A 14,248-nucleotide genomic window follows, 5' to 3' on the forward strand; every position below is an offset into this window, starting at 1 on the left:
TGGGGTAGAGGAAGAAGTTTTAATTGTTCCTGTAACATCAACATATTTGTCAGAGGCAGTGATGTAATATGTAGCACCTTTAGAGTTCTTAACTTTATATTGATACGCAGATCCGACTTTAACTTTCTCAACAACTGTAGGAAATCCAATGCCTTTATTTACTGTGCCGACAACATCTTTATCTTCCCAAGATGGTTTTGAATAAAAGCGAAGACCGTCAACTTTTGATTTTAGTGAACCACTTGCTGCTGATGAAGAGGAAGGGGAGGAGGTTGTTGGTTTAGTTGGAGAAGCTTTTGAAACAGATTTGCCTGACATTTTTGCCTTTACTCGATTTTTAAAGTCTACAAATTTTTGGCTATTAGATACCCATGGTGCAGGGCAATTCTTATGGGTGATGTCATAATGACGAACAATATCATCAATAGGATCTAAACCAAACTTATTACACAATTCAACGAACACATCCTCAGTTCTTTCAACTGTTTCCGAATGGAATGAACCGTCTTTTTCAAGGCACATCTCAACCCCAATAGATAAGAAGTTAGCGTTAGGTTTCAGTGCAGCTACTCCTCGATAAGGATTTCCGGCACTATCTCTTTGCTGAATATCATTTGCATGGTAAGCTACTTCATTTAACGGAATAATACAAATTGCTTCGGTTTTATCAACGAAAATGTGAGCTGATGCATAAACTTGCGCATTGCTGAAGTATCTTCGGTGATTGTCTGCGCCGGCACCCGGATTGGCTGTATAGTGTAGGACGCATTTTTTCACACCATTTAACTTTAAACCAGGTCGAGTATACTTGTTTACTGGAATGTAATTGTTTGTATAAGCTGACAAATAACATCTCTCCTATAAATTAAATTTGAGCACAAAAAGAGAGAAGGGGACAAAACCCAATCTCTCTTTATCTCACGTATGCTCTTGTTATCTCTGTCTTTCAAGTATGTATTTTGAATAAAATCTATATTTTATCTAGAACATAACCACCTCCTAAAAGGTTGTATTATGAGTTCTTAAGCACTGCTATTTCTTCTGCTTGTTCTTCAACCTTAGCAGAAAGCTCTTGAACTGCTTTTATTAGAGGTGCAATAAATTCAGTGTAGCCAATTGACATTACATCTTCGCCACCATTAACTTCATGGTGTTGGAATCCTCCGAAATCCACTCCTGTTTCCTTAATAAGGCTTTCTACTTCTTGGGCTATTACACCATGATGATAACGATCTTTCTTTTTGGAACCATCTTTTTCAAGCTGGATAACATTATTGTCTTGATCAAAAGTTACATAATCGTCCCGAATATCCCATTTATAATCAACAGGTCTGAGTTTTTTAATAAAATCTAATCCCAATACAGTGTCTCTAATATCAGCTTTATCTCGCAAATCTGACCTGTTTTGAAGCGGATTGAATGAATAAGGAGTTGCGTCGCCATTACCTAGTTGAATTTGATTACTCCCTGATACTCTTGAATTAAATCCGATACCAGTTGAATTTGAAATGTCTTTTAATTCTGCGCCACCTGTCATAAACCTTAAAGCACCGTAGCCTAGAGCTGTATTGTTTGTACCTGTAACATTGCTCGCAAGTGCTAAGTAACCAACTGCAGTATTTCTATCGCCACCATTTTTAGAAAGTGAGAATCCGCCTAATCCTGTATTGAAGTTTCCGCGAGTTGCTTGATACATGCTTTTAATTCCGACTGCAGTATTATCGTAACTTTTAGATACAGATGTAGTTGTACTGTACTCTTTCATTAACAAGGTACCTGTTTCGGGAGTTGAGGCTTTAATATTTGTAGATACTGTGAAGGTGTCTGTGGTAGCGCCAGTTACTGTAAAATATATTGCTTCTCTATCGTTAACTGACAATAAAACTTTGTAACCAGACTTCAGACCATGTTTTGGCATATTTACTGAAATAGTTTGGTCACGCCATTCATAGGTTCCATATAACTCTGAAATAATTCTTTCATTTCCTTCAAAAGAAACACCTTTTTCAAACGACTCCATAGCATAAGCGCCTATAGCAGTATTGCGATCTCCTTTTTTGAGTTCTTTTGCAGCATTTGCGCCAATGGCGGTATTATCATTTCCGTTTGACATCGATAAAGTGTTTAACCCTACGCCAGTTGAACACACAAATGATTGAGGGGTGTTGTTAACAATAGAAGAACCGTCGAGGTCTAGAGGGGCATAGCCAGACATTGAACCAGCGCCTAAAGCTACATTCCATTTACTATGTTCATTTGTCTGTAGGGCATTTCTACCCATGGCAATATTTAAATAACCGTCTTTGTTAAACATTAATGTGTGATCACCAATGGAAACATTTCTTGTGCCAGGAAACTTTTGTCCTTGAACACCATTGGAGGAAGATTGACTTTTCTGTCCTATTGCAATGTTATAAAAACCGTATTCATTAGAACTTAAAGCGTTTAAACCAACTGCAATCGAGTTTTTAGAATTTTGGCTGGCAGCAAGCATTGCATTATCACCGATAGCAATTAAATTATGCCCGGCTACTCCAGTGTATTGATCACCAGGCTGGAAGTTTTTTGCTGCATTGCGCCCAATAATAACATTTGAATTACCTGATTGTATGATAGAAACGTAACCGGAGTAGAATGTTTGGGGGCCTATCTTGAAATAACCATTAACATATTTATTTTTTCTTGGAAAGGAAGAAACAACATAGGTTTTGCCAGCTAAATCAAAAGTTTTATCCTGATAATTTGACTCAATCTCAGAAAAGACAGTTGAATCATCAGTAGCACCGTCACCTTTCGCACCTAACCAGGTAATATTTATCCCTCTGTAGTTAAATTCATTTATAATTTTTTCAGATAAAGAGCTTCCTTCTGCTTTAATACTATCAACATTACCAATCTTATTGTCTGTTGTAATGAACTTTTGATTAATATCATCAGCTGTGTATCTATTATTATTTGATTTTAAGCCAACAGCATCTACAGGTATCCATTGTTCTTTCTCTTCATCGTAATACCCCATTGTATTTACTGGAATTAAATTATTGCTCAATGTATGTGTCCTCCTTTATTCCTTACGAATCCAAATCATGCTACCATCAGGTGTATTCACCGATGTCTTTACTCGTTTTCTTACAGGAGCATTGTTCGTCCTAAGCCATATTGTTCTTATGTTATAGGGTTCAACATAACTGGAAACTACATCGTAACCATCATATTGATCTGAAATACTAATATTAATCCAGTCAAAACCGTCCCAACGATATTCAATACCGGTTTCTCTAACAGTAACAACCCATCCAATTTGAGGATTTGGATAAGTGTCCATTAAATCTTGATATGTATAAACCATCGGCAAATATATTTTTCTAGTGTTCTCAACTACATACTCATAATCAGAAGTTGCTTGTCTACACCAGTTTGTTATTTCGATACATCGTTTTGTTACTCGTTCACACTCGGCGATTCTCTCATTCATCCGTATTATTGCATCTTCAGCATCATCAATAAGTCCTTGCAGAGTCTCTACAACCATGTTACCTTGACGTTTAATCCAAATTCGAGTGGCGGGGAAGAAGGCAGCACCTTCACCACTATAATTAAAGGTGAGTGATTTTCCTTCATTTGAAGCATTAAAAAAGACAACTCCCATAAGGTAATCAACCTTAAAATAATTGTCTTCAAGTTCACCATCTTCAATTTCTCGCCATTCCTTCTCATCTCCAATAACTTCCACGCGAAACTCTCTGTTAGGAATCTCAGTTAGGAGTGCTCTTCCGTTGTATACAGTTAATGTCTCGCTATAAGTCAGATATGGGTCTTCAACAGAACCTACTCTCTTTTTACTTAAAATTGGGTCATTATATAGTTCAGCAAAATCAGCCAGTTAAATCACCTCCATTAATTTTGTTGGTATGCTTCCCAGATATATTTAACGTTTAATTTATTTCCTCTGCAGTTACTATCTGAGCCTGTGAAAAAAAGGTTGTTTCCCAAAGCACCATAACTTAAATCTCCTCCAATAAGGGAAAGTCCAGTTGAAGTAACTTGATAGGCATAGCCCCCCAATTGACTTTCAATTACTAGCTGACTGTCTTCAGGTGAAATCGGGGTTATTTTGACTAGATCTGGAGTAAAGGAGAGGGGGATTTGTTTACTTGGAGTACCGTCTCCTATATAAACACCCTTTGCGAACTTAGGAGGTAGGGGGATATTATCAGCTAATGCATAATCTGATGCTGCTCGTCCACCTAACAACTCTGCATTACCGTCTATTGAACCACTAATAATTCCTAATTCATTGCGCACTGGTATCGAATTTGGTGAGGTGGTTGTAGATGCTTTAAAACCATTCAAGGAGTCTGCTGAACCTGCAGATGAGACAATCCATTCTTCTCCGTTATACAGTTCTTGTTTATTGTTCTGGGGATTGATCCAAATTGTCCCTGTCTCTGGATCTTCTGGCTTAGTTTCTGTGGAGATTGTATAGAGACCATTAACTTTTCCATTAAGACTTCCTTTAACCTCAACCGAATTAGAAGGGAGGTAGGGGTTCTCTGAGGGGAATTGGGGTTGAATAATGTCGGAAAGTATACGTCCGCTGCTATCAATAGACGCTTCAACAGTCCGGTAGGCCTGAATTCCAAACGTATAATATTTATTTGAAACCTGTCCTGTAAGGGTTGCAATTCTCTTATCATAGCTAACTGATAGATATTGTTCAGATGACATCTTTGATCCAAATATATAGGTGTCTGAAGATGTATCTGAGTAACAGTGGACAAGGAATCCGTCAATATTGTACTTTTCCTCTTTAGAATTTGGGAACTGCCATTCAATGGAGATATCAACCGATCCATTATCGTTGACAACATGAGTTATTGCGGTTCCGTTATTAAGAATAGTTGGATTTGCCACAGGAGATGAGATACGATCATTACGTGCATTGTAATTAACAAGAAGTGTATCATAATCAATTTTTTTCTTATTAAATTCAGTGGATGCTTTCTTAGCTGTGTACAAAGTATTAGCAAATTCCTGTTCCAATGATCTGGCTCTTTTCCCGTTTGAAAGTGTAACCTGTATACTCTGTTGATCAAAATCGAAAGTCATCCCTGAAAGGGTTGCTTTGACATCGGTTCTGAAATTCTTATTAACTACCCTGATTATATCTCCGAGATAAATTCTATCCCAAAATGCCTTTTCGCTATTAACATTAAATAGGTTTACGATGTTCGTTCTGATATCGACAGGGGGAGCGTTTCTATTGCTCAGTTCCTCTAACCCTTTTTCATAAAGCTCTGTCTCATCAAAGATACTGTCATTAGCCCAATCATCTTCAAAAATAAAATAAGACAGTTGCCTCTTAAGTTCCTCACCAAGAAACTTGTCCATCGATAAACGGTCTTTTAGTTTTTCTATTTCCTGAGATATGTTTGTGATTTGAGAATTTATTCTAGATATTTCAGCTTTTTTGGCGGTAACCTCTAATAGTTTTGCATCTCTTTGTTTAATAAGATCTTTTGTGTCGTCACCGGCTTTTTTCGCTACGGTTATCTTATCTAAAATTTGCTGTAGCTCAATGTTTTCAAGAGTGAAGAGTTTATTTTCTTGAGTCGTTTTTTGGGTTTCTAAATCCCTTTTTTGGTTTAAAAGGAGGCGGAAAGAAGAGCCTTCTTTATTGACAAGTTCATTATAATCCAAAATCGCATGACATAAATCATCATCCATGTAATCACTGTGTTTTATTACATTTCTGTTTTCATCACGTTTAAAAGGATATAGAAAATAAGAAAAATCGTCCAAGTAACTCTGTCCAGTAGGGTTTACCGAATTAATCACAATTCCGTCTTTACCTGTGATGTTTAAACGTGTTACGACTTCATCAATATCAATGGTATCTTCCATATCAATCATAAATCGTTCAGGGGAGAATTGGACACCTTTGTACTTGGATACTGTTTCTTTCTTATAAAAAGAGACAGTGTTCTTTACAGTGTCGAAGACTGGGACTGCCTCAAAAGTTTCCCATATTGTTTTTAAAAACTCATATCTTGTTGAAGTGACATCAAATGATCGTCTTTTTTCATTAAATGAAGGATCAATATAACCGATATTGAGCCTTGTGCCTTTAAGACAATCAGTGGCCACTTCCTGTAGATTCTTTGAAACTCCTTGATAAGACCTTATTTTGTTTTTATGAAGGATGTATGGTAGTCCTTGACATCTAACTTGTATTGTTTGCTCCTCATTCTCTGATTTTGTTAAACCGGTTATCACAAACCATTCAACTCTGTTTAAGAATTCTGCCTTGATAAGATACCACTCACGCATTAGTTTTGCCACATGGTTGGGCTTCATCAAAAAATTGTACCTGGCTTTGAGTGGAATATTAAAAGATAGATCATTTAAATCAGCAAAGCTTAGATTAAGAGATACATTTGAGAAATCCGAAATATTAGCGATTTTCTTTTTATTTGGTTTTGCTAAAGAAAGGAGGATTTCGCCTGGTTTAAACTTATTTAACAAAATACATCCTCCTATAAATATTTGTATCGGTATTTTAATCGAATATAGCACTCACCATTTATTTTAATTCTGTTTTTACCTCTTGTTAAAATCACATACTCTTCATTTACTTGGTCATAACATTCATAACCCGAAACACTTGAAGTGATCAATTTTTTATTGGAATCAACATGGATAACTTCATGATGTTTTATTCCCGTAAACTTCAGAGGTGTTCTATATAAAGTTAAGTTCTCAACAGTTATGTCACCGTTGCCTATCTTCTTAAATTCAAGCGATAACGGAATGTCGATATCCCCTATGTTTTCAATTTCAATATTTTTAACACCTGAGGTGACATCAAACCAATGAGTTATTGTTTCTTGCCCATATTTATAGGGGAATACCTTCATTGTGAGCTTCACATATCCATCGTTAGAACAGTTATGAACTAAATCTGTAGCGTTTATTGGTAAGGCAAAATAAATTATGTCTAAATTTCTACTAAAAGAAAGTGGTTTATAATCATCTACATTTAACCAACGAGCAACTCTTCGAACATTTTTTTCATCTAGATGGTTTTCTATGTAAAAATTCAAAGGGATCTCATACGGCTCAAGTTTGACATTGTCTACATATGGTTCTGAAGATAGCCTAGTGTATGTTTCATTTACTGTTCTATTTGCAATAAACGACTCCTCTAAAAGTCCTCCTTCTGTATTTACATTTACGGCTCCTAATTCATAAGAAGGGATATTATTGAACATAAAGTATTGACTTTCTCTAATCATGAGTTTCCACCTCAAGTTAAGTTAAATAAAGAGTCTGCAAAAGCAGACTCTTACATGCTACCATTTAGTTTTACAACTTCGTTTTTAATGCTTTCAAACATAGATCTCGCTCCCGATTCTCCTCCCATTAGCTTATCAATGTGGAAAGTATTTGTTAGATTAATTGTTTTATCTCCAGAAGAAGCAATTGTTTTTGAGGGGATATCAATCTTCTTTAAATTCGGAATTAAACTGTTTGATAACATTGATTGATTAACGTTAGGAACTAATGAAGGAATAGAAGTAATTCCTTTTTTAATAAGGTCTGCTAATTTTACTCCTTGACCCCATTTTGGAGAATTGTCCACAGCGGTTTCACGAACAGCTTTTACCGTATCAAGGATGTTGGCTGTGTCAGTTTTATTTAAGATCAGTTCTTTGTCATGTAGGAATGCAAGCTTACCAGCACCTAATCCTGTTCCAGTGTATCCTCCAGAAGCGAAAGAGGATACTTTTTTACCTGTCGTGTTGCCTTTGACAGCAGTATTCAGTGCATTAGATGCTTCTTTGAGCTTATCAATCAGGTTGTTTGAGATACTCTTTCCAATGGACTCCATATTACTATTAATAAACTTAGAGAACTCATTGAGCTGCTTTGCGATATCGGTGATTTTCCCGTTCATAAGCTTATCCTCAAGATTCTTAAAGGCTCGTTCATCATTTACAAGATCATCGTATTTATTGTTGATTGACTCCTCATCTTTTTCGAGCTGATCTTGGAGTGCTTCTTTCCGTTTGTTGCTTTCGCGATCCTTTAGAAAATCATCAAGGTCTAACTGTTCTTTTTGAAGCTGTTCAGTTAGTTCTTTGACTTTTGACTTTCCGAATTCAGAATCATCAAGAGAGTATTGATTAATTTGGTCAGTCAACTTTTGAATACTGTCTTGTCTTTCTTTTAATTCTTTTTGAAATTTAGCCTCGTCATCAGTCTTGTCTATCTCATCAATCAAGTCTTGAGTCGCTTTCTGATGCGCTTCTAACTCAATATCCCGCATTTTTTCGTACATCTCTTTGTAGATGGATACAACTTCATCAGCCAATGATTTATAGATATCCTTGATCGATTTCTTGGTGTTATAAAGCTCAAGGTTAAAATCTTTCTGTTTATCTTTCCAGTTTTCGATTTCTTCAGTGATCTGTTCCTGGATGTCAGGGAAACCTTTCGCAGCTTTCTTTTGCTCTTCAAGCTGTTTGATATATTTTTTGGCTTCCTTTTGTTGTTGCTGAATAAGCTTTATCTGTTTGCTATAGTACTTAACCTTGTCTTCATCTTCTTCAGTCATTGATATTTTATTATCAACATCTTTAATTTTCCCTTGGGTTTTAGAAGATGACTTTTCAATTGACTTGAGTGTCTCATCAACTTTAGATTGGACAAGTTGTTTCTGTAACTCACGAACCTGGTCTTGAACAGAAATTAAATCTAGCTTGGCTTGTTTAAGCTCTTCTTGAAGCTGTGCACGTTGAGCAGAGTTCAATGCTTTATTTGTTTTTATTTCTTTTTGAATCCAATTAACTTTTTGTTGTTGGATTTTAGCTTGCTCTGCCACAGCTTTTTTCTGATCAGAGGTGTATTTTCGGAACTCCTTGCTGTCAGAAGTGTATCGGTTAGCCATTGATTCATCTTTAGCTATCCGAACATCAAAATCCCCAATTCTTTTATCAAACTCATCGAGTTTGGATTGAACTAGTTCATACTGAAGTTCTTGAATCTGATCATTGACTGAATCGATATCTCCTTGAAGGGAGAGAAGATCAGATTTAGCCTGGGCTATCCCTTGTTGCCGTTCTGCCTCAGCTTGTGACGCATCTGAAATAGAAGTTCCAATACCTTGCATGTACTTTTCAGGGTCAATAGTTTTTCCGTTTTGCTCAATTTGTAGATGAAGATGGTTCCCAGTTGAGTTCCCTGTGCTACCAACTTTACCAATAGTTTGACCGGCTTTAACTGATTGACCTGTTTTAACAGAAGGAGTGTTAAGCATGTGCATGTACTTGGCAACTGTTCCATCATCCTGTTTAATAACAACCCAGTTACCTGCAGTTTTACTGTAGCCAGCAATTTGGACTTTACCACTTTGAAGAGATTTAATTGCTGTACCTGCTTTTGCAGCAAAATCAGTTCCTTTATGTGGGGAGGAGCGGAGACCGGATTCCTGTTGTCCATATTTGGAGCTTACCCTAAAAGCGCTATTATTTGTATAATAGCTGGCGATTGAAGAAGTGGCAGAGGAGAGGGATTTGCTGTAGTTGGTCATGATCTTTTTGACGTAATTCTGTGTTTCTTTAAAAGGAGGGATGCCACCATATTTAATTACGTTACCAGGCCCAGCATTATATGCAGCCAATGCTTTTTCAACATTACCGCCAAACTTTTCAAGCTGTTGGGCGAGGTACTTTGTTCCACCCATAACATTTTGATAAGGATCGTAAGCGTTATTTACTCCTAAGCTTTTCGCTGTTGCTGGCATCAGTTGCATTAATCCCATGGCACCTACACCAGATCGTGCTTTAGCATTAAACCCTGATTCTTGCTGAATTACAGCTGCAATAAGGGCAGGGTCAACATTGTATTTACTAGCTGCTGAATTTATGTAGCTTGAATACTTGCCTGAATATGAGCCACCAGTTGAAGTAGAGGTTCCCCCAGATGAAGATGTAGTGGTTACAATACCGTATTGAGCAATGTTACCGGATTTAATTTGATCTTTAAGTAGCTTAGCTTGTTCCTGCATAAGCTTTTTCTTTTGCTGGAGTGCTTTAATTTCTTTCTTAATTGCATCTCGATATTTCTGAGAGTATTTCGGATAATCATTGACCTGCTTGTTGTACTTGTCAATCTCAGCATTAACTTTTTCTAATGCTTCCTTGTATTTATCAACAACATACATCGAAGTCTTGGTTTCTTCATTGGCTTTTTCTTGTTGATCTGTCCAATTCTCTAACGATGTTCCAGCTTCAACAAGTGCCTGCTTATTCATTTCTTGTGTACTGGTGGCTTCTTCAGATGCAGAAATATAAGATTCTAAAGCTGATTTAACGCTTTGCATTGCTTCAATTTGACTATTGGAGTATCCACCAGGTTGAAGCATTTTCTCTTCAAGCTTCTTAAGTTCTTTTTTTGCATCTGCAACATTATTAATTGACTTAACTTCTAGGTCAGAAAGTTCAGCCTCAGAGATATCAAGCTTTCGTTCTTTTCGTAGCTTTTTCAGGCTGTCAATCCGTAAGGTATCAGCGTTTAAAGTTTTGATAGCGTTGTTAACTTCTGTTTTCATCAATTTGTTGCTATAGGTAACCATGTCGTTATAAGCATCAAGTTTAACTTTTCTTTGTTTGATGACTTCATCACGGTTAATTTTCACAACGCCGTTTTCGATGCTAATAGCCTTGGCAAGTTCCTTATCTTTTTGAATAAGGGTATTAGCTTCGTTTGCAGAAATACTTTTACCTTCAGCCATTTTTTCCAGAAGATCATTGAGAGGAGCCACTTGATCTTTGGTGTTATTGAAAATATCCCCATTTAAGGCATCTTGAACGGAATCAAACTGCATAGCATCTGACATTTCTTTAATAGCTGCCTTAATATCATCGACACTATTTGCATCCAGAGCTTCTTTTAGCTTCTTACCAAACTCTTCTGCCTCGTTACCTGCTTCTGCCAGCGTCTCACCCAAATCACCAACTTCAGATTTGACGGAAGATAAGCTCTTATCTCCATCTTTTATGTTCTTCTGTGCTTTGTCGAAGCTCATTTTAAAAACATCAATAGAAGAATCGGATTTGGAGTATGTTTCTAAGAGACTTTGAAGATCTTTTTTTGCATTATCGAAAGCTTTTTCATCACCTGAATCTAAAGCTTTTTGCATTTTTTCTTGAAGCTTTCCTAAAGAAGAGGAGAATTTTTCTAATTCTTCAGGATCTAAATCGTCTTTTAAGTTCAGTTTGTTGACAACATCACTAATACTCGTCTTTAAAGTATTACTGATATCAATTGAACTATAAGCATTTGCAATTGAAAGGACGCTATCTTTAACTTTAGCATTTCCACTCTCAATGTCAGATTGAGCTTTGAGCATACTTTGTTTAGCTTTATCAGCTGCAACCTTATAGTCATCGTCATCTGCAATGAGATCCCATTTAGGTCTACCTTTATCGTTGTATTCAGCTATTTGTTTATACTGCTTTAATTCATCCTTAGACTTTTTAATTTCCTTAGAAGCGTCTTCGAATGTTTTCTTTGCGCTGTCTCTTGTTTCTTGTTTCTTTAAAGCCAAATACTCTTTAGTATTCTCAATTGCTTTTTCAAGTTCTTTATTTGTCTTAAGAATTGCATTTCCTTGAGAATCATAGCCTTTAACTAATGCAGGGAAAGTTTGTGCTAATTGCTGAGTGACTTGAAGGTATTCTTGCTCTTCATCTGAAGTTAAAGATCTTGACTCTTTAACTTTTTGAAGCTCTTTATATTGCTGTATTAGTTTATCAGTAGAGTCTTTATTGGTCGTAATTGCTTCGACATTGGTTTGCTGGCTCTGCTCAAAATCATCTTTAGCTTTTTTAGCTTCTGCAAAAGAAGAAATTAATGATTCTAGCGCCCATCCTAAAGCAGCAAACGCACCGCCAACTAATGTTGAAACAAGCAACCCTCGAAGAGCAGTTTTTAGAACTCTTGAGGCGACTGCTGCACGAGTCATACCAGCTTCTAGCCCAGCAGTTGCTAAAGTTTCTTGCCCCATTGCACGTGTTCCCAAAATTAGGGTGGTGGCTAATGTGCGGGTATTTTTACTGAGCAAAAGGGTTGCAGTGCTTACTGCAGCTAAAAGGGGAGGTAGGAACCCAACTGATTTGATTACTCCTGTTGAAGCGTTAAGCAAAGAACCTGCTGCTTGAGTAAATTCAATTAATCCATCGCTAATAAAAGCATCTGAAGCTGCAATAGCAAATTCAGTAAAGTTATTTTGAAGCTTATTTACCCTAGCTTGTAGACTATCTGCATACTTTTGCTGCTCACTCCAAGCACTTCCTGTTGAATTAGCCGCAGTTTTAGCCGCATTCTGAGCAATAGAGAAGTTGTTCATCATTGCATTAAAACGGGATAATTGATAAATACCAGCTACTCCAATTGAAGTATTTTGTTTCTGAGCATCAGAAAGTGTATCCCACTTACCGGCAACTTCAGTTATTAAATCACTTGCTGATTTAGCTTCTCCACTAGCTGTTTTGACAGAAATACCGATTTCATCTAACGCTTTAATTGAGCTTTGATTATTCCCAATTCGTGCGAAAATTGTCTTTAGAGAGTTGCCGACGATATTCCCTGATTCACGTGTTGTACTAGCGATTGCGGTTGTGTAACCAATAAGATCATTTAACTCGACCCCGAATGTAGAAGCAGTTGAACCTGCTTTACGGATAGAATTCGCTAGATCGAGGGTTGTAACAGCATAGTTATTATCAACCTCATTTAATTTATCTGCAATTGATATTGAATCATTGGCTGCAATATTAAAGTTGAGCATTGCTGCCGTAAGAGTATTAACTGTATCATCGGGAGTTAAATCGGAGACATTTTGAAGAACTTGAGCAGTTTTCGTTAACGTGGAGAGTTCACTTTCATCGAAGCCCATTCTCCCAAAATCGCCTGTCATTTGGAGAATATCTGTTATTTTATTTGAAAGTGTATCACCTAAGTCAATAGATTCTTGGAGAAGTTCATTATATTTATAGTCAGGCTCATTCATAACACGGCGAATATTTGTCATGAGAGTATCAATTTCAACAGCCTGGGATACCATTTCTTTAAGGCCGGAGATAGCTCCATAGAATAAAGAACCGGAGATTAAATAGGTGGACATGCTTTTGAAGGTTTGGGTTAGTTCTGCTCCAAAAGAAGAAGCTTGATTAGCAGCTGCTTGAGCGCTGGAGGCTAATTCTCTAAATTGCATATTCAAGCTTTGAATTTGTGATCTGATATTATTGCTTCCAGTGCTTACATTAAGACTATTTACTGCATTCAAATAATCTTGAACAGCTTGTCTATTATTAGACCCCATTGAACTACCATACCGTGTATTGAGGTTTTGGACATTCACTTGTGCCTGTCGCTGATATAATTCAATGGTTTTCTTTAATTCGTTGTTCTTTGCAACTGCCGCAGATTTATCGTCTAGCATCCTTATCTTATTTTGCAGTGCTTCAATTTGTTGAGCGGATTGAGCTGTGTTTATTTTTCGGCCAAGAGATGAGATGGTCGTATCAGTAACAATCCCTTGCTGTCTAAGCTTCTCTAGATCTTGCTTAAGTTGCTCAATTGCTCTCCTTTGTTGGTCATAATTAGTTGTAGTTTTTGAAGAGGTCGAATTAGTTTTAGGATCAGTTGTATAAACTATATCATCGAATCCGTGGCGATTTTTCTGCACAACCTTTGTTGGTTGTCCTTGCAGATTTCTCTGCTCGGTCTTTTTTTGAACCTGACCTAGTTTCTCAGTGGCCTGTGTAAGCTTGTTAACCTCTTGAGTTTCTTGCTTTAGAGCAGTATTGCGATTATTGATTATTTTTGTTTCACGTTGAAGTATCTCACCATTTTTCTTATACTGCTGGGTGAGCTTTTCAACTGATCCGTCAGCATTCTTAATTACTGTTGAGGTTTCTTTAACTGTTTGATTATAGGATTTTAGGTTTTTTTGATATGTATCGACAGCAGAGGAGAATTCTTGAAGAGCTTTTAAGGTTGTAGAATCAATATTAGTATTGAGCTTGAGGGAATTGAGTTTCTTTTCCAGAGATTTAATTTGCTGATTTAACTGTTCGACAGTTTTGGATGAGGTATCAGCTTGTGGGGTTAGTATAATTTTGAGGTTTTGACTCAAGTAAGAATCACTTCCTTTCAGTAGGGGAGAGGACAAAGAAAAAAG

6 protein-coding genes are annotated in these 14,248 nt (G+C 36.8%); all 6 read right to left on the reverse strand.

Annotated elements, in window-relative coordinates; translation table 11 throughout:
* The coding region (gene blyA, locus KXD37_RS16780) for an N-acetylmuramoyl-L-alanine amidase BlyA (protein ID WP_263463669.1) at positions 1–846 on the reverse strand (846 nt) is incomplete at its 3' end.
* A 166-nt stretch (positions 847–1,012) separates the two neighbouring features.
* A complete protein-coding gene (locus KXD37_RS16785) occupies positions 1,013–3,049 on the reverse strand; it encodes a tail fiber domain-containing protein (protein ID WP_263463274.1) in 2,037 nt (678 codons plus the stop codon).
* A gap of 15 nt (positions 3,050–3,064) precedes the next feature.
* Positions 3,065–3,883: a hypothetical protein gene (locus KXD37_RS16790; protein WP_263463399.1), complete on the reverse strand. Its 819-nt coding sequence runs from the start codon at positions 3,881–3,883 to the stop codon at positions 3,065–3,067.
* A 14-nt stretch (positions 3,884–3,897) separates the two neighbouring features.
* On the reverse strand, positions 3,898–6,525 hold the full coding sequence (locus tag KXD37_RS16795) for a phage tail protein (protein ID WP_263463275.1): 2,628 nt from the start codon (positions 6,523–6,525) through the stop codon (positions 3,898–3,900).
* A gap of 11 nt (positions 6,526–6,536) precedes the next feature.
* Positions 6,537–7,295, reverse strand: coding sequence for a phage tail domain-containing protein (locus KXD37_RS16800; protein ID WP_263463276.1), 759 nt, complete (start codon positions 7,293–7,295; stop codon positions 6,537–6,539).
* Positions 7,296–7,345: 50 nt separating this feature from the next.
* Positions 7,346–14,203 carry a transglycosylase CwlP gene (cwlP, locus tag KXD37_RS16805; protein WP_263463277.1) on the reverse strand — a complete coding sequence of 2,286 codons (6,858 nt, stop codon included), beginning with the start codon at positions 14,201–14,203 and terminating at the stop codon, positions 7,346–7,348.
* Positions 14,204–14,248 lie beyond the last annotated feature (45 nt).

This window comes from Bacillus sp. XT-2 (assembly GCF_025696525.1).
Lineage (GTDB): Bacteria > Bacillota > Bacilli > Bacillales > Bacillaceae > Bacillus > Bacillus halotolerans.

What these genes read in the sequence shown, in the direction of transcription:
- KXD37_RS16800 (WP_263463276.1), bottom strand. Translation starts at nt 7,295, where the DNA reads ATGATTAGAGAAAGTCAATACTTTATGTTCAATAATATCCCTTCTTAT.